General features: G+C 39.6%; 18 protein-coding genes. 12 read left to right on the top strand and 6 right to left on the bottom strand.

Annotated elements, in window-relative coordinates; all coding sequences use genetic code 11:
• Window positions 1-74: 74 nt before the first annotated feature.
• The 5 genes from DFQ12_RS18045 to DFQ12_RS18025 all read left to right on the top strand — a co-directional run bounded on the left by DFQ12_RS18045 (window position 75) and on the right by DFQ12_RS18025 (window position 4,082).
• A complete protein-coding gene (locus DFQ12_RS18045; protein ID WP_120260560.1) occupies window positions 75-653 on the top strand; it encodes a LemA family protein in 579 nt (192 codons plus the stop codon).
• A gap of 158 nt (window positions 654-811) precedes the next feature.
• The gene (locus DFQ12_RS18040; RefSeq protein ID WP_341867866.1) at window positions 812-1,240 is read left to right on the top strand and encodes a TPM domain-containing protein; all 429 of its coding nucleotides are present in this window, start codon (window positions 812-814) and stop codon (window positions 1,238-1,240) included.
• A 19-nt stretch (window positions 1,241-1,259) separates the two neighbouring features.
• Complete coding sequence (locus tag DFQ12_RS18035; protein WP_425275601.1) at window positions 1,260-2,051, top strand: TPM domain-containing protein; 792 nt, start codon at window positions 1,260-1,262, stop codon at window positions 2,049-2,051.
• 74 nt (window positions 2,052-2,125) lie between these two features.
• Complete coding sequence (locus DFQ12_RS18030; RefSeq protein ID WP_120260559.1) at window positions 2,126-3,265, top strand: TlpA disulfide reductase family protein; 1,140 nt, start codon at window positions 2,126-2,128, stop codon at window positions 3,263-3,265.
• A gap of 370 nt (window positions 3,266-3,635) precedes the next feature.
• Window positions 3,636-4,082: a hypothetical protein gene (locus DFQ12_RS18025; protein WP_244211783.1), complete on the top strand. Its 447-nt coding sequence runs from the start codon at window positions 3,636-3,638 to the stop codon at window positions 4,080-4,082.
• A gap of 215 nt (window positions 4,083-4,297) precedes the next feature.
• On the opposite strand, the gene pfkA is transcribed toward DFQ12_RS18025, so the two are convergent.
• From pfkA to DFQ12_RS18005, 4 genes are all read right to left on the bottom strand, one after another.
• Complete coding sequence (gene pfkA, locus DFQ12_RS18020) at window positions 4,298-5,272, bottom strand: 6-phosphofructokinase (protein ID WP_120260428.1); 975 nt, start codon at window positions 5,270-5,272, stop codon at window positions 4,298-4,300.
• Between the two features lie 196 nt (window positions 5,273-5,468).
• Window positions 5,469-7,175 carry a protein-disulfide reductase DsbD family protein gene (locus tag DFQ12_RS18015; protein WP_120260427.1) on the bottom strand — a complete coding sequence of 569 codons (1,707 nt, stop codon included), beginning with the start codon at window positions 7,173-7,175 and terminating at the stop codon, window positions 5,469-5,471.
• An 86-nt stretch (window positions 7,176-7,261) separates the two neighbouring features.
• Entirely contained in the window at window positions 7,262-7,711 is a 450-nt protein-coding gene (locus tag DFQ12_RS18010; protein WP_120260426.1) for a protein-disulfide reductase DsbD domain-containing protein, read from the bottom strand.
• 123 nt (window positions 7,712-7,834) lie between these two features.
• Window positions 7,835-8,605 (bottom strand): biotin--[acetyl-CoA-carboxylase] ligase, encoded by a 771-nt coding sequence (locus tag DFQ12_RS18005; protein WP_244211782.1) that lies wholly within the window; start codon window positions 8,603-8,605, stop codon window positions 7,835-7,837.
• Window positions 8,606-8,652: 47 nt separating this feature from the next.
• Here DFQ12_RS18005 and rsfS point away from each other — a divergent pair, with 47 nt between their 5' ends.
• The 4 genes from rsfS to DFQ12_RS17985 are packed head-to-tail and all read left to right on the top strand — an operon-like array spanning window position 8,653 to window position 12,491.
• Complete coding sequence (rsfS, locus tag DFQ12_RS18000) at window positions 8,653-9,027, top strand: ribosome silencing factor (protein WP_104383576.1); 375 nt, start codon at window positions 8,653-8,655, stop codon at window positions 9,025-9,027.
• 48 nt (window positions 9,028-9,075) lie between these two features.
• Window positions 9,076-11,160: an ATP-dependent zinc metalloprotease FtsH gene (gene ftsH / locus DFQ12_RS17995; protein ID WP_120260425.1), complete on the top strand. Its 2,085-nt coding sequence runs from the start codon at window positions 9,076-9,078 to the stop codon at window positions 11,158-11,160.
• A gap of 57 nt (window positions 11,161-11,217) precedes the next feature.
• Window positions 11,218-11,865: a LutC/YkgG family protein gene (locus tag DFQ12_RS17990; protein WP_120260424.1), complete on the top strand. Its 648-nt coding sequence runs from the start codon at window positions 11,218-11,220 to the stop codon at window positions 11,863-11,865.
• A 2-nt stretch (window positions 11,866-11,867) separates the two neighbouring features.
• On the top strand, window positions 11,868-12,491 hold the full coding sequence (locus DFQ12_RS17985; RefSeq protein WP_120260423.1) for a rhomboid family intramembrane serine protease: 624 nt from the start codon (window positions 11,868-11,870) through the stop codon (window positions 12,489-12,491).
• Here the strand turns inward: DFQ12_RS17985 and DFQ12_RS17980 are convergent.
• Window positions 12,488-14,032 carry a YifB family Mg chelatase-like AAA ATPase gene (locus tag DFQ12_RS17980; protein WP_120260422.1) on the bottom strand — a complete coding sequence of 515 codons (1,545 nt, stop codon included), beginning with the start codon at window positions 14,030-14,032 and terminating at the stop codon, window positions 12,488-12,490. The two genes, DFQ12_RS17985 and DFQ12_RS17980, sit on opposite strands and share 4 nt — an antisense overlap.
• Window positions 14,033-14,270: 238 nt before the next feature.
• Between DFQ12_RS17980 and DFQ12_RS17975 the strand changes: the two genes are divergently transcribed.
• From DFQ12_RS17975 to DFQ12_RS17965, 3 genes are all read left to right on the top strand, one after another.
• Entirely contained in the window at window positions 14,271-14,540 is a 270-nt protein-coding gene (locus tag DFQ12_RS17975) for a YtxH domain-containing protein (RefSeq protein ID WP_120260421.1), read from the top strand.
• 130 nt (window positions 14,541-14,670) lie between these two features.
• A complete protein-coding gene (locus DFQ12_RS17970; protein ID WP_120260420.1) occupies window positions 14,671-15,090 on the top strand; it encodes a hypothetical protein in 420 nt (139 codons plus the stop codon).
• On the top strand, window positions 15,083-15,586 hold the full coding sequence (locus tag DFQ12_RS17965; RefSeq protein WP_120260419.1) for a hypothetical protein: 504 nt from the start codon (window positions 15,083-15,085) through the stop codon (window positions 15,584-15,586). The genes DFQ12_RS17970 and DFQ12_RS17965 overlap by 8 nt, the downstream gene beginning before the upstream one ends.
• Here DFQ12_RS17965 and fcl read toward each other — a convergent pair.
• On the bottom strand, window positions 15,583-16,521 hold the full coding sequence (gene fcl / locus DFQ12_RS17960; protein WP_120260418.1) for a GDP-L-fucose synthase: 939 nt from the start codon (window positions 16,519-16,521) through the stop codon (window positions 15,583-15,585). The genes DFQ12_RS17965 and fcl overlap by 4 nt on opposite strands.
• Window positions 16,522-16,563: the final 42 nt, after the last annotated feature.

Raw genomic sequence — 16,563 nt, 5'->3', positions numbered from 1 at the left:
AGTAAGAGCTTGGTATATGCTTTGATAGTGTAACCATATAATTTGAATAGTATTTAATTCTTTGAACAATGAAAATGAAAAGATTTTTAGTAGCCCTATGTGGTTTATTTGCATTAGTGTCATTAAACTCATGTGGTTACAATACGATGGTTTCTCAAGATGAGAACGTCAAAGGGAAATGGGCACAAGTTGAAAATGCGTACCAGCGCCGCGCTGATTTGGTGCCAAACTTGGTGAATACTGTCAAAGGTGCAGCAAAACACGAGGAGAGCACATTGACGGCAGTAGTTGAAGCGAGAGCTAAGGCAACATCTGTTACAATTAATGCAGATGACTTAACAGAAGAGAATATTGCGAAGTTCCAAAAAGTTCAAGATCAATTCAGTGGTTCTTTGAGCCGCCTATTGGCTTCGGTAGAGGCATACCCAGATTTGAAGGCAAATCAAAACTTCTTGGAATTACAGGCTCAATTGGAAGGTACTGAAAACCGTATCTCGACCGAACGCAGATCATATAACGAGGCTGTACAGCAATTTAATACGACTGTACGTAGCTTCCCAAATAACTTAATGGCTGGCATGTTTGGATTTAAAGCCAAGGGGACATTTACTGCTGCTCCCGGCTCAGACAAAGCGCCGACCGTATCATTCTAATAAGACCTTTATTAGAAATACACGATATAATGGATGATGCGGCTTGCGTATGGGCCCTTCATCCATTTTTTATACAGAATGTTTTATAGGTAAGTGTTTGCCAGAAGGCATAGTCTGACAGGCGAACGTGCTAATGCGAACATAAATGAAGATATATTATGGCTTTAAATGCTGAGGAACAAGAAAGAGTCGTTCATGCCATCAATGTGGCTGAAAACGAAACATCAGGAGAAATCCGTGTTGTGATCGAAAATCATTGTCCCGATGAAGTTCACGATCGTGCAACGTACTATTTTTCCAAATTGGGCATGCATAAAACCATGCTAAAAAATGGCGTGCTTATTTACATCGCATTGGAGGATCATAAATTTTCTATCATCGGTGATAGGGGTATCAATCAACGGGTGGAAAGCGACTTTTGGAATTGTACCAAAGATCTTATGGTCGAAGAATTCCGTACGGATAAAATTGTTGAAGGTCTTGTGAAGGGAATTGAACATGCGGGCAAACAGTTAGCGAAATTCTTTCCTAGGGAACATGATGATATCAATGAACTTCCAAATGATATTGTTTTTGGTGATCGCTAGTCAATAAAAAATAAAACTTATGTCGAAATTATTTTCTCGGGTTCGGATTCCAGTCATGATGATGGTGCTGTGGGCACTGACTTTCATGACTGCAATAGGGCAGGATTTTCCAGAGACACCCAATAAACTTGTCAACGATTATACAAATACATTGACAGCCAGTCAAAAACAGCAGTTGGAGCAAAAGCTGTTGGCATTTGAAGATTCTACTTCCACACAGATTGCCGTTGTTGTGATGAACTCTACCGGAGGGTATGATATCTCAGATTATGCAGTTCGGCTGGCGAAGAAGTGGGGTGTCGGGAACAAAAAATACAGTAATGGTATTTTATTATTGGCGGCATTGGGCGACCGGGCTGTTACCATTCAGACTGGTTACGGGATTGAAGGAGCTGTGCCAGATGCGATAGCCTATCGTATTATTGAAAATGATATCAAACCAGCGTTTCGTCAGGGTGATTATTATGGTGGAGTTGACAAAGCCACGAATTCCCTGATTTCTTATGCAAAAGGAGAATATAAAGCTGATCCTAAACAGCCTAGTGGTGGTGGGTCGGGATCAATTATATTTGTCATCATTGTAGTGATATTTCTTGTTGTGATGTTTTCAAATCGAGGTGGAGGAGGAAAGGGCGGTGGTCGTGTGATGAATGGTCGCGGCTCGTCCGATATTTTCTGGTGGACCTTGCTTAACGGTCTTGGTGGTGGCGGCCGAGGTGGTGACGGCGGATTCGGTGGTGGATCTGGAGGTGGATTTGGTGGATTCGGCGGCGGCGATTTTGGCGGCGGTGGTGCTTCGGGACGTTGGTAACAACTTTGCTAAATAATGTTAAATAGCATGTCAGTGCAAAGGAAATGTTTTACATTTATGGGAAGTATATAATTATGAAAAAGGGAATATTAATGGGTTTAAGCTTTTTACCAGCCTTATTGATGGCACAAGAAAGCTATACGGTAACAGGAAAAGTGAATGCAGCTTCTGACAAAGCCAAAGTATTTTTGCAGTATCCTAATAATGGTACACGTCAGTTGGATTCAGCAGCTGTCGTTAAAGGTGAGTTTAAATTCAATGGTCAGGTAGCTTCACCAACAAAAGGTGTAATGATTTATTCTCCTGAAGGACTTTCTTTCGGAGAACTAAGAGGTGCTCAAAAGCAACCTGAAACAGCACAATTGTATTTATCCAAAGGGGTGATCAAGGTTGATGCATCCAAAGGATTTAAAGATGCTTCGGTAACAGGTACAGCAATCAATGATGATTTTACCCAATACAAAACTTTTGTAAAACCTCATACAGATGCATATGAGGCATTAAACCAACAATATTTCGCGGCATCTGAAGCTCAAAAACAAGATCCGAAATTTATTGAGGGATTGCAAAAGCAAGCTGGTGAGATTTCTGAAAAGATGGAAAAATCTGACGCTGAATTCATCAATAAGAACCCAAAAAGCTGGTATACATTGGATCTATTGGCGGAAAATGTAAGCGGCGAAAATGTGAATGAATATGTAGCTTCTTTTGATAAACTGTCTCCGGAATTAAAAAATTCTGAAAAAGGAAAAGAACTGGCAGAACGTATTCAGAAATTGAAAGCTGTTGCCGTAGGTTCTGTAGCTCCGGATTTTACATTGCCTGATACGACCGGTAACAATGTTTCTTTATCTTCGTTGAGAGGAAAATATGTCTTGTTAGATTTCTGGGCAAGCTGGTGTGGACCTTGTCGTCATGAAAATCCGAATGTTGTTGCGGCATTCAATAAGTTTAAAGATAAAGGATTTACAGTTTTTGGTGTTTCCTTGGACAATCCAGGTAAGAAAGATGCTTGGATGAAAGCGATCCATGATGATAATTTGCAGCAATGGCCGCATGTATCCGATTTACAAGGTTGGAAATCTGCTCCTGTTAAATTATATGAGGTGCGTGGAATTCCGCAAAACTTCTTAATTGATCCTTCAGGCAAAATTGTCGCTTCAAATCTAAGAGGAGAAGCTTTGGAAGCTAAATTAGCAGAATTGTTGAAATAGTCTGATCTTACAGTCAAAGACTGCGCTATACAAAGACACTTATTTAAAATCTTTTATGTATGAGAGATTTTAAATAAGTGTCTTTTTGTTATGGGGTGTCCTACGTATCTTTTCTTTACCTTTGCTTAAGAAATTAATTTGGGTTTCCCCTTTTAAGCTGTTGAGGATCGTATGAATGCTTTGGAAGGATCCGATTAAGCAAGAAACAAGAAGGATGATTTTTTGTCGATTTATATCCCCCAGATAATCGAATTAGGGTAATTTGTAGGGATGAAATCGAGCAGGACATAATTTTGACCCGCGAGGATAACTGCTCGGGTTTTCATAAGTAATCAAACCGGGTGTCGTAGTACACTCAGAAAATAATAAAATGAGAAAGAGACTGATTGTGGTGATGGCTTTGGCTATATGTGCTGTTGCCTGTAATTCGAAGAAAGAAAATGGCATCCCTGTGGTTAACCTGGAAGCGCTTAATGCAATTCCTTTGGATCATTCTATTGACACACTGGCTAAAGGAACAGCATTTATCGATGTAACACTACCACCTAATGCACGGATAGATGAACTTTCGCAACAGGAACTAGGCTTGTTGAAGGCTGCCGCCTATCGTTTCTATCATCATGTAACATTAACAGACAACCAGTATAAAGTTGATATCAAGGACCCAAAGTCCTTACATATTTCCGATCAGGTTGTCAAAGCCTATGAGCTGGCAATTCTAAATACCAATCATTTTGCCGATTCAATGGCTAGGGCTGGACAGACCATTCAATTACCTGTTGTCAATGAGGAGTATATAAATAACTTGCTGAAATAGCCGTCTCAAAAGAAGATAAGAAAAGGATTTCGAGGTAAGAATATAGTACTAAGAATTCATAAAAAAACGGTGTGTCCGAGCTGGTTGGACACACCGTTTTTTTAGTTTTATTTGTTTCTCCTACAGTTGGTTTTCAGCTATTCAACTTTTAGAGGAAGTACTTCTACTTTTGAGTAGCTTCGTTTTCTTATATCCCAATTTGGAAGCCTATCTTTTTATAAAGAAAGTATCTCAATGATACGAAGCAGATCCTCATTAAGTTTGACGTTATGTTTAATAGCGCTTTTGAAAGGAGTGAATCTGATTTCACTACAGATTAGTCCAGCCATTTCACCTCTACGGCCCGCAACAAGCGCTTCTACTGCGGCTACACCAAGTCTGCTTGCAAGTACACGGTCCATACATGTTGGGCTACCACCACGTTGGATGTGACCTAAAATAGAAAGCCTTACATCATAATGCGGGAAATTTTCTTTTATTTTTTCCGAAACAATCATTCCACCTTCTTTGTCCCCTTCAGCAACGATAATAATACGCGAAGATTTGTTCTTACGGCTCTTATCCAATCTTTTCATGATTGCATCGTAATCCACTTCAAATTCCGGAACCAATACCGCTTCAGCTCCGGTACTTATTCCAGAACGGATGGCGATCAAGCCAGAGTCACGTCCCATAACCTCAATAATAAAAACACGATCGTGAGACTCAGCAGTGTCACGAATCTTATCTACTGCCTGAATAACGGTGTTTATTGCTGTATCATAGCCAATCGTGAAATCAGTTCCGGCCAGATCATTGTCGATTGTACCTGGTAGACCGATAATTGGAAAGTCAAACTCGTCAATGAATTTTGATGCACCTGTAAATGTTCCGTCACCACCGATGACGACCATAGCGTCAATTTCATGGCTACGTAAGTTATCATAAGCTTGTTTACGGCCTTCTATGGTCTTGAAAGCCTCACTGCGCGCAGTTTTTAGGATTGTGCCACCACGTTGTATGATATTGGCTACGGATTTGGCATCCATAGGGAAAATTTCTCCATTTACCAAACCATCATAGCCCCTTCGTACACCAAATACCTCAAGATTGTTAAAGATACCCGCTCTCACTACAGCGCGAATACCAGCATTCATTCCTGGAGCATCTCCTCCAGATGTCAAAACAGCAATTTTTTTAATGTTACTCATACGTACTCAAACTTAGCTATTTTTGTGCTTATATACAATTATATTTCCGTTATAAAAAGTTCTGAATCGCTTAAAAGTGCTTAAATAATTGCCTTATGCTATGCAATTAATCTAAGCGAGTAGCAAACTTCATGTAAACTTTACAATAGCCTTTTACATATTAAATAAGCTATTTACGGTTGTTATATCAGCAGACTTATTTCTTCGCTTTAAAAGCGTCAATTCCGCTTTGTAAAAAAGCTTTGTATTGTTCAATATTATAGTTAGCACCAGTTTGTGGTACTAATACCTTTCCAGAGGCGTCGACAATGACATATAAAGGCTGCGAGTTGCTATTGAAGGTCGATGCCTGAAAATCACTGTTTTTATTACCGATTGTTTTAATTTTTTTGCCGCTATACTTTGAAATGGATTGTTCGTTTGCAGGCAATTCTGTTTTATCATCAACAAACAGTTCGGCCATAACAAATTCTTCTTTTAATAGTTTAGCAACACCGGGATCCGTCCAAACAATTGTTTCCATTTTTCGACAGTTGACACAGTTCCACCCTGTAAAATCTATTAGTACAGGTTTGTTCAATTCTTTTGCAGCTTCTAATGCTTGATCATAATCGTAGTATGGATCAAATCCTTTTGGAGTACCACGCTCATGGAAGATTTCCGCATATTTTTTTACTTTACCATCACTGTGAGCAGGTGTGCTTGCCACTCCAGCCGAAAGGTCGAAGTCCTGTGTTGCAGAAGGTGGTAAGAAAGCGGAGATTGATTTCAATGGTGCCCCCCATAGACCAGGAACCATATAAACGACAAAGGAGAATACAACTATGGCAAGTATTGTACGCGGTACAGAAAGGAATTTCAGTTCACTATCATGCGAAAACTTGATCTTCCCAATAAGATATAAGCCCATGAGACCAAATATGGCAATCCACAAGGATAGGAATACCTCACGATCCAACCAATTCCAGTGATAAGCTAGGTCTACATTGGACAAAAACTTTAAGGCCAAGGCAAGCTCTAAAAATCCAAGAACTACTTTTACCGAATTGAGCCATCCACCTGATTTTGGCAATGACTTTAACATCGAAGGAAACATAGCGAATAGACCGAAAGGAATCGCTAATGCAATAGAAAAACCCAACATACCAATGGCTGGGCCTAAACGTTCACCTTTTGATGCGGCCTCAACAAGCAAGGTGCCGATGATCGGACCCGTACAGGAAAAGGATACAAGCGATAGACTGAATGCCATAAAGAAAAGTCCAATAAGGCCCCCTTTATCTGATTTGGCATCCATTTTATTAACAAAAGAACTTGGTAATGTGATTTCGAAAGCACCAAAGAATGATGCTGCGAAAACAACGAGCAATAGAAAAAATAGGAAATTGAATATCCCATTGGTCGATAAGGCGTTAAGTGCATCCGAACCAAAAGCAATTGTGATAATCATTCCGAGGGCTACATAGATCACAATGATAAAAAGTCCATACAGTAGCGCTTTGCTAATGCCGCTCGCGCGCGTACCAGATTGCTTGGTAAAATAGCTGACTGTAAGTGGTAACATCGGGAATATACATGGCATCAAGAGTGCGGCAAAACCGCCAATTAATCCAGCGATAAAAATACTCCAAAGGGATTTCTTCCCAGTTTCGGAATTACCAGCGGGAATATTTGTGGCTGCCTTATCCAATTTGCTGCTATCTTGAGTCAGGGTTGTATCCGGAGCGTCTGAAAAAGCCAGGTCGTCCGGTACTGCCTCTACTGCAGGTGTAGTATCTGGTGAAGATTCAAATTGAAGCCCTTCTGTGCTCGTTAAACTATCTTGCTCAAAGGCAAAAGTCGTTGTCGTAAGAGAGAGGCTGAAAAAAGCAATTAAAAGTAGAATAAATGTGTTTTTTAACATGAGTGTCTGTTTCTGATGTCAGCTTCAAAAATAAAAAAAGGCGATGAGAATCGCCTTATTATTTTATCTGTGTATGATCATTTTTACTATTTGATTGTCACAGCAAAAGCATATTCGTCAGGAGGAAGACATTGTGATGCATCACAAGCTTGCCATTCGACGGTACCTTTTACTGTTGCTGTACCTTTATTCAACTTTACTTTTTGTTGAAAGATCACTTCATTTGTAAAGTAACCAACGTCCATTTTAAACACCTCTTCGTGTTTAACTTTTGGTTTTGGCTCAGCAGTTTTACCAACTAATGCGTATTCAGCAGCTTTTGCAAAATTAAAAGAAGTTGGAATAGGTCCACCATCTTTTACATTTTGGGAATAAATGTGCCATCCGTTTTGGATTGTTCCTTTGACATAGACAACAGCTTCGTTGTTGTTAAGTTTCTTGCTGGCTACAGTCCATTTTACAGGTTTGTGAATTTGAGCGAAGGCTCCAGTAACTGCGAAAATTACTGCAGTTATTAACAATACTAATTTTTTCATTTTCCTAAATAATTATTGCAGTTCGTTATACACCTTTGATAACTAAAGTTAAAAAAGGTTTAATTTATCCACTTTACAAAAGTAGCATATTCTAAAATGGTTTATCTGTATTTAGTGTAAAGATTAGGATATAAGGTGGCTTATCTCTTTGATGTTAAACTTCTGCAATTTGTTTTCAATAAGCACTTGCAATTGGCCATCAATCCCCACCGCTTTAATAATCCCTGTCTTTTTTTCTCCTGCGATCAAAAATGACCGTTCTTGGTCTCTCCAAAATAGGGACTCATTATAACGGTCCAATATAGGCTGCCAGGATTGGGTGAAGAGGTTGTTGTATTCCTTTTGGATACTATCAAAAAGCTCGACGGCCAGGTCCTTTATGACGTAATCGGCTTTGTTTGTAAGAACAGCTAATGAAGTAATTGTTGTCGCTGTGTCAAAATTGACTTGATTAATATTAATGCCGATTCCGACAATAGACGCTTCAATTTTATTTCCCTTTAATTTATTTTCAATAAGGATGCCAACTATTTTTTTGTTGCCCACATAAATGTCATTGGGCCATTTTACGGTCACATCCTGCTCAGTCTTGCATTTAAGCCAGTTGACTACAGCGATTGCAACTGTCGCTGAGAGCGCAAATTGCTGCGCTATTGATAAGAAATGCGGTTTTAAAAGAATTGATGTAGTCAGGTTTTTTCCAGGTTCACTGACCCAGGTGCTTCCTCGTTGCCCTTTTCCCTGAAACTGTTCTCCTGCTAAAATGGCAGTGCCCTCTGCGAGTGGCTTGAAATTTGACAATAAATCTCTTAAATAATCGTTTGTAGAGGCAACTTTGTCAAGATATATTGTATTTTGACCGATGATAAGTCCCGAAATATTGTTATTTTGCAAACTGAAAGTATTAAATAAATATTAAGTCAAAACTATCATATTTTTTAATGAGTAAAAATAAAAGTTCAGAATTGTCGCAACGTCTATCAGAAATTATCGTTCATGGTATGCAGGAAAAGAAAGCAAACGAGATTGTTCGTTTGGATTTAAGAGATCTTCACAGTTCTGTTTCTGATTATTTTGTGATTTGCCATGCCGACTCCAACATTCAGGTTAACGCTATTGCCAAGAGTGTAGAGGAGGAAGTCTATAAGGCTTTTGGTCAAGAACCCCAATATAAAGAAGGACAATCAAATGGAGAGTGGTTGATTTTGGATTTTGTGGATGTGGTTGTACATATCTTTAAGACCGAAAAAAGAGCGCATTATGCAATCGAGGATTTGTGGGGAGATGCACAAGTTCAGCATTTCCAAAGCGCTTAATAAAAGCCTCAATTCAATAATTTATACAGAAAATATAATTACGATATAATGAAAAAAATCCCAAGTAGTAAGGTAAGCCCGAAACCGCCAAAATTTAATTTTGTGTGGCTTATGATTGCCATGTTTTTAGGTTTTTTTGCCTTGCAATATGTTTTTGGAGAAAACCCGGCTAAGGAAATTAGCTATAGTGATTTTGAAACACGCATGTTAAAAACCGGCGCTGTTGAGCGTTTGGAAGCATATAAGAAAAATGATCTTGTCGAGGTAGAAGTTTATCTAAAAAAGGGCTGGAAAGATAATCCCAATTTTAAAGACGTAACTAAAAGCAATGATCCAATCCCTAGTCTTGCTGGTCAAGAGGAAACAGGTCCGCAGTATATCTTTAAGGATGCCTCAGCAGAGGTTCTGGAGAAAAAGTTAGCTGCATCGCAGGCTGAACTAGCACCAGGAACACCTAAAGTACAATTAAAATATGCTGATCGTTCTAATCCTTGGGCGAGCTGGTTTGTGACATTTATGTTGCCGTTGTTAGTGTTGGCAGCGATCTGGATTTTCTTGATGCGCCGTATGGGCGGTGGTGCTGGTGGTGGCGGTGGTGCGATATTTAATATCGGCAAATCCAAAGCACAGTTATTCGATAAAGAATCACAAATCAATATCACCTTTAATGATGTTGCAGGCTTAGAAGAAGCAAAACAAGAAGTAATGGAAATTGTGGATTTCTTGAAAAATCCACGTAAGTATACGAATCTAGGGGGTAAAATTCCAAAAGGAGCATTGCTGGTAGGCCCTCCGGGAACAGGTAAGACTTTATTGGCAAAAGCTGTTGCTGGTGAAGCACAGGTGCCTTTCTTCTCCCTATCTGGCTCAGACTTCGTAGAGATGTTTGTTGGTGTGGGTGCTTCACGTGTCCGTGACTTGTTCAAACAAGCCAAAGAGAAAGCGCCATGTATTATTTTTATTGATGAGATTGATGCGATCGGTCGTGCCCGCGGTAAAAATTCTATGATGGGTGGTAACGACGAACGTGAAAATACATTGAACCAGTTATTGGTAGAAATGGATGGTTTCGGTACGGATTCGGGTGTTATTATTTTAGCAGCGACAAACCGTATTGATGTATTGGATACTGCATTATTGCGTCCAGGACGTTTCGACCGTCAGATTTCTATTGATAAACCAGATTTAATCGGTCGTGAGCATATTTTTAAAGTGCACTTAAAACCATTGAAGTTATCAGCGGAGGTAGATGCCAAAAAATTGTCGGCACAGACTCCAGGTTTTGCTGGTGCAGAGATCGCTAATGTTTGTAATGAAGCGGCGTTGATTGCTGCACGTAAAAACAAACCTGAGATAGATATGCAAGATTTTCAGGATGCTGTGGATCGTGTGATTGGTGGTCTTGAGAAAAAGAATAAAATCATTTCTCCTGAAGAGAAACGTATCGTTGCTTACCACGAAGCAGGGCATGCTATTGCGGGCTGGTATTTGGAACATGCAGATCCTTTGGTAAAAGTTTCTATTGTTCCGCGTGGAGTAGCGGCTTTGGGATATGCACAATATCTTCCTCGTGAACAGTTCTTATATACAACAGAGCAACTGGTAGACAGCTTATGTATGACTATGGGTGGACGTGTAGCCGAAGATATTACTTTTGGTAGAATTTCCACAGGTGCTCAAAATGACCTGGAACGTATCACGCAGCTTTCTTATGCAATGATTGCCATCTATGGTATGAACGATAAGGTAGGAAATGTGTCTTTCCGTGACAGCTCAGAGGCTTCTTTCCAAAAGCCATACTCTGACAAAACGGCAGAGCTTATTGATGCCGAAGTTCGTAATTTGATTACAGATGTCTATGCACGTACAAAACAACTTTTGTTGGACAAACGCGAGGGGCTGATTAAGATTGCAGAGAAGCTATTGGAAAAAGAGATCCTTTTCCAATCTGACCTTGAAGAGATATTAGGTAAGCGTCCTTTCGATACCAAAACAACTTATGATGAGTTTGTCAACGGTGCGGATGGTGGCGGTGTACCACAGACCGATTTGCCATTGGATGTTCACCCTGAGGAGGCAACTTCAAAAGATGAACAGCGGTTGGATAATCCATCATCGAATAGTTTAAACTAATTTAGATTTTACAGCGCTAGAAAAACTCTAGCGCTGTATTTATATTGCTATTGAGCCATGAACGTGAAGAACGCGACAGCGAAGGAGGTAATGTTAAAACGCATACGTCAGGCATTACTTCAAAAAAACGATAATCCACACCCTAATTTCAAAGAAACACCCCTTTACAAAGAAGAGGATGAATTGGTTGATCTTGTTTTTGTTCGTGAATTGACAGCCGCTGGCGGCAAGTTTCTTTATTGCGATGGTGAGATTGGTCTCATCGAAAATCTGATTACATTAACCGAGGTAAACAATATAAAAAATATCTATGCCTGGGAGCAGGGGATCCAAAATCTGCTGAGTCCCTATGGTTTCCCTTTTTTCAAAACGGAGAAAGACTTTGAGTCTGCCAATGCGAGTATTACCTCATGTGAAGCGTTGATTGCGCGTAATGGCAGTATTATGGTGAGTAATGCAAATGCCTCCGGACGTCGCCTAAGTATCTACCCTCCGATTCACATCGTTGTTGCCAAAGCTTCTCAATTGGTGTGGGACGTGAAAGATGCCTTAGCTTATATGCAGAAACGTTATGGCCAGGAGATTCCAACAATGATATCAACAATTACAGGCCTTTCACGTACTGCGGATATTGAGAAAAGGCTGGTTTTGGGCGCTCATGGGCCTAAAGAGCTATATGTTTTACTTTTAGAAGACCGTTTCTAGCAATGCTTACTTTTTATTTACAACAAACTCCTGTAGCAAGTGTTATTTTCTTTTTTACGCTTGTAACGAGTATCTATACCTTTTCTCATGAGCAGCTTTATGGTAAGTTAATGCTCCATCCGTATAGTATCGCGCGTAAACAGCGCTTGTATACAATATTTACCAGTGGTTTTATCCATAAAGATTGGGGACACCTGCTGTTTAATATGATCACGTTTTATTATTTCGCATTTGGATTGGAACAGATGCTGGCACAGGCAAGCCCCTATGGACATCTTCTCTTTGCTGTTATCTATTTAGGTAGTCTAGTACTGAGTGATATTCCGACCATTATCCAACAGAAAAATAATTACGGTTATTACAGCCTGGGTGCTTCGGGCGCTATCTGTGCTGTTTTATTTAGTTATATCCTTTTTAACCCGAAGATGACTATTGGAGTTATGATGATAATCCCAATGCCAGCTTATTTATTTGCCTTTCTATTTTTGGGTTATTGCATTTGGGCTTCTAAAAAAGCACAGGATGGGATTAACCATGATGCGCATTTCTTTGGTGCATTATCGGGATTGATCTTGACCATTATCTGTTTTCCTTGGGTTATAAAGCATTGTCTGTCACAGTTCTAAAATTTTCCGCCCCAGGTTTCCCTATCCAAATTTCTGTACTGGATTGCTTCAGCGAGATGGTGGTTTTCGATCGTGGAACTATTTTCCATATCCGCGATGGTGCGGGCGACTTTTAATATTCGATCATAGGCCCTGGCGGAAAGATTTAGACGATCAATAGCTGTCTTTAATAGTTTTTTTTGTGGTTCGCCGATCTGACAGATATCTCTGGTTAATTTGGTGCTCATGTGTGCATTACAATGAACATCTGGGATGGATTCGAATCGTTGTTTTTGAATCAACCTCGTTTGGATGACACGATTGCGGACTGTCAGGCTATTTTCAGAAGAACCTGCGGCACTCAGCTCATCGAAAAGTACAGGTGTGACTTCTACATGAAGGTCAATCCGATCTAATAATGGACCCGATATTTTACTTAAATAACGCTGAACAGTGTTGCTGCCACAGATACATTCCTTTTCGGGGTGATTGAAATATCCACAAGGGCATGGGTTCATCGCGGCGATCAACATAAAGCTGGCGGGATAATCTATGGTTAATTTTGCTCTTGATATGGTGATACTTCGGGATTCTAGTGGTTGTCGCATGACTTCAAGGACACTTCGTTTAAATTCAGGAAGTTCATCCAGAAATAGTACGCCATGATGTGATAGTGAAATCTCGCCGGGTTGAGGATTGGAGCCGCCACCCACCATGGCTACATCAGAGATGGTATGGTGAGGGGCGCGAAATGGCCGTATCGTTAGTAAGGCGTCTTTAGCTTTAAGGTTTCCCGAAACAGAGTGAATTTTGGTTGTTTCAAGCGATTCGATCATATTGAGGGGCGGTAATACCGTTGGTAATCTTTTCGCTAACATGGTCTTCCCCGCGCCAGGGGGACCGATTAGAATAACATTATGCCCTCCAGCAGCGGCTATTTCTAATGCTCTCTTGATATTTTCCTGTCCCCGAACATCTGCAAAATCAACATCATACTTATTTGTTTCAGTGTGAAAGAGAGATTGGATATCGACTTTCGTTGGAAGGATATTTTTTGAGTTATTAAGAAACTGTACCACCTCTGTTAGGTTTTCGACGGCAATCACATCGATGCCAGCAACAATGGCGGCTTCCTGTGCATTTTGTTGCGGAAGTATAATTCCCTTAAACCCGTCATTTAATGCCTGTAAGGCAATGGGTAATACACCTCTGATAGGTTTTATACTACCATCCAGAGATAATTCGCCCAAGATCAGATACTGTTCCAATAACTCATTTGTAAGTTGCCCCGAGGAAGCGAGTATACCGATGGCGATCGATAGATCATAACTAGAACCTTCTTTTCTGATGTCAGCTGGTGCCAAGTTGACCACAATTTTCTGTCGTGGCATGTGAAGTTGGCAGGAAGTAATGGCGCTTTCAATACGTCTGAGGCTTTCTTTGACAGCATTGTCAGGAAGCCCGACTATATAATAATGTAGTCCAGTAGAAACAACTACCTCAACTGTTATGGTGCATGCCTCAATACCATAGACGGCACTACAATAGGTTTTGTTTAGCATAAATTCTATAATCGGTTGATTTAAAGATACTAAATATTAAATCATAAATAATAATGCGCTAGTGAATTATTGTAAATCGATAGCGAATTGTTGAAAAATGACTATATTGTAATTATATAGATTCTAGTTAATAATGGATAATCGCCGTATTTGGCAAACGATTTGCTTTATAAATTGTATTATTATCGAAGACTAGATTCATCGTATAATAGAATTAGAACTTTAAAACGAAAAAGAAATGAATGACACAAGTAAAGTAGCTTTGGCGTTATTGGCAGGTCTTGCTGCAGGTGCAGCTTTAGGAGTTTTATTTGCTCCGGACAAAGGATCAGATACGAGAGATAAGATCAATGATTCATTAAGCGATTTGAGTGATGCTATTCGTGAGAGAGCTGAAGAACAATTCGATCAATTGAATGATTTTAAAGAGAAAATTGTCTCCACCTTGAAAGGTAAAATAAACCAAGTCGAGGAAATTGTAGACGATGATATCATCGAGCATGCATAAAAGACAAATTGTCCTTAAGGGCAATTTGAGGAGATACATAGAATTATAGGCTATTTCAAAAGGCTGAATATAAATAATCTATAGAAATTCGTATAAAACTTTTGAGATAGCCTTAATAAATTTAAGATGCATGGAAGAAGAAAAATTTTCACTTAGTGGTACTTTTCAAAAAACAAAGGAGTACATAGATTCCCAGTTTAAGCTCGTTAAGTTGAAGACAATTGAGCGTTCATCGCGCCTGATTGCCAGTTTGGTGGTGGATGCGACCAAATTGATATTCACTTTGTTTGTTGTCTTTTTCTTATGTCTGGCTTTGGGCTTTTGGCTAGGTGAACTGTTGGGAAGTAATTCGTTGGGATTCTTGGCAACAGCAGGTATTTTTATGTTGATTATCGTTATAATCCGGATTTTTGAACCTGCTCTGGAATCGAAGTTTATGGATCTCTCTATCCGCCGTTTTTTGGCCAAATGGAATGACGAGATCGAAGAAGAGGAAGAGGATCTGAAAAAAGAAGAAAAATTTGATAGAGAAGGGACTACAAATGAATAACAAGCAAACGAAAATACGCAATTTACAGGAGCTTAAAACTGAAATCGCTCGTTTAAAGGAACTCAAAAATGAACAAGAGGCTTACCTGAAAACACAGTTTACTTTATTTAATAACAAAATCGAAGCTCCGATTCGTTTTTTCAATTCATTAAAAAATAATATTCCCGGAGTCAATATCATTCAGCAATTATTTGCGAAAAGTAACAATCCTGATTCGGATTGGCTGACAAAAACCTTGCGCATAGGTGTTCCTTTTGTGATGAATAGGCTGTTTTTGAAAAATTCAGGAATGCTGAAAAAAGCGTTAATGTTGCTTTTATCAGAGCGTGCTGTCGGACAGATCAATCAGGATAAAATCAGTGGATTGATAGGTAAACTCAGCAATTTTATCCGTCCCAAAAAGAAGAAAAAGAAAGCCTCACAAATTGACGGGGATGATACCATAAAAGATGAAGTCAATGAATATGGTATTCCTTCCTATAGTGAAACCTACTAGGAGGTTGCCTCTTCTTTACTCAAAAAATCCTCGTAAGCTAATTTAATTCCCTCGCGAAGATTGGTTTTATGCTTCCAGCCTAAGGCGTGTAATTTGGATACGTCCATTAATTTGCGTGGTGTTCCGTCTGGTTTACTTGTATCAAAAGAGATTTTTCCAGTATATCCAATGACCTCTTTAATGAGTTCAGCAAGATCCTTTATGCTTAAATCTTCACCGATGCCGATATTGACGAACTGTTTCTCATTATAGCTATTCATCAAAAACACACAGGCGTCAGCTAGATCATCCGAAAAAAGAAACTCCCTTAAAGGAGTACCCGAACCCCAAATAACCACTTCATCCAGGTTATTTACCTTTGCCTCGTGAAATCTACGGATCAGGGCTGGTAAAACATGCGAGTTCTGTGGATGATAATTATCATTGATACCATAGAGATTCGTTGGCATAACTGATATATAGTTACAGCCATATTGATCACGAAAAGCTTCTGCCATTTTAATACCAGCTATTTTGGCGATGGCATAAGGTTCATTGGTAGGTTCTAAGGTACCTGTCAACAATAAGTCTTCGTTCAAAGGTTGTGGTGCCATTTTGGGGTAGATGCAGCTTGAACCTAAAAACATCAACTTTGTAACCTCATTGTCGTAAGAGGATTTAATAACGTTATTCTGTATCGCCATGTTTTCGTAAATGAAATCTGCGCGATAAGTGTTGTTCGCCATAATCCCACCAACTTTAGCGGCTGCCAGGAAAACATAATCAGGTTTTTCTTCGTTGAAAAAGTCAGCAACTGCTTGTTGATTACACAGATCTAGTTCTTGAGAGGTACGGGTCACGATGTTACTGTATCCCAGTTCTGTTAATTTGCGATATATTGCCGATCCGACCATTCCTCGATGGCCTGCTACGTAAATTTTAGCGTCTTTTTCCACGATAAGTTATTGATTCCTGCAAATATAAGGTTATTTTTGCGG

The organism is Sphingobacterium detergens, from assembly GCF_003610355.1.
In the GTDB taxonomy this organism is placed as follows: domain Bacteria; phylum Bacteroidota; class Bacteroidia; order Sphingobacteriales; family Sphingobacteriaceae; genus Sphingobacterium; species Sphingobacterium detergens.
This window is presented reverse-complemented; position numbering and strand designations above follow the sequence as displayed.

Bases quoted from the DNA above. Each gene is read 5' to 3' on its own strand.
- DFQ12_RS17990 (WP_120260424.1), top strand. From the start codon at position 11,218: ATGAACGTGAAGAACGCGACAGCGAAGGAGGTAATGTTAAAACGCATA.
- DFQ12_RS17980 (WP_120260422.1), bottom strand. From the start codon at position 14,032: ATGCTAAACAAAACCTATTGTAGTGCCGTCTATGGTATTGAGGCATGC.
- DFQ12_RS17970 (WP_120260420.1), top strand. From the start codon at position 14,671: ATGGAAGAAGAAAAATTTTCACTTAGTGGTACTTTTCAAAAAACAAAG.
- rsfS (WP_104383576.1), top strand. From the start codon at position 8,653: ATGAGTAAAAATAAAAGTTCAGAATTGTCGCAACGTCTATCAGAAATT.
- DFQ12_RS18040 (WP_341867866.1), top strand. From the start codon at position 812: ATGGCTTTAAATGCTGAGGAACAAGAAAGAGTCGTTCATGCCATCAAT.
- DFQ12_RS17985 (WP_120260423.1), top strand. From the start codon at position 11,868: ATGCTTACTTTTTATTTACAACAAACTCCTGTAGCAAGTGTTATTTTC.
- DFQ12_RS18010 (WP_120260426.1), bottom strand. From the start codon at position 7,711: ATGAAAAAATTAGTATTGTTAATAACTGCAGTAATTTTCGCAGTTACT.
- DFQ12_RS18025 (WP_244211783.1), top strand. From the start codon at position 3,636: ATGAGAAAGAGACTGATTGTGGTGATGGCTTTGGCTATATGTGCTGTT.
- DFQ12_RS17965 (WP_120260419.1), top strand. From the start codon at position 15,083: ATGAATAACAAGCAAACGAAAATACGCAATTTACAGGAGCTTAAAACT.
- ftsH (WP_120260425.1), top strand. From the start codon at position 9,076: ATGAAAAAAATCCCAAGTAGTAAGGTAAGCCCGAAACCGCCAAAATTT.
- DFQ12_RS18045 (WP_120260560.1), top strand. From the start codon at position 75: ATGAAAAGATTTTTAGTAGCCCTATGTGGTTTATTTGCATTAGTGTCA.
- DFQ12_RS18015 (WP_120260427.1), bottom strand. From the start codon at position 7,175: ATGTTAAAAAACACATTTATTCTACTTTTAATTGCTTTTTTCAGCCTC.
- DFQ12_RS18035 (WP_425275601.1), top strand. From the start codon at position 1,260: ATGTCGAAATTATTTTCTCGGGTTCGGATTCCAGTCATGATGATGGTG.
- DFQ12_RS17975 (WP_120260421.1), top strand. From the start codon at position 14,271: ATGAATGACACAAGTAAAGTAGCTTTGGCGTTATTGGCAGGTCTTGCT.
- pfkA (WP_120260428.1), bottom strand. From the start codon at position 5,272: ATGAGTAACATTAAAAAAATTGCTGTTTTGACATCTGGAGGAGATGCT.
- DFQ12_RS18030 (WP_120260559.1), top strand. From the start codon at position 2,126: ATGAAAAAGGGAATATTAATGGGTTTAAGCTTTTTACCAGCCTTATTG.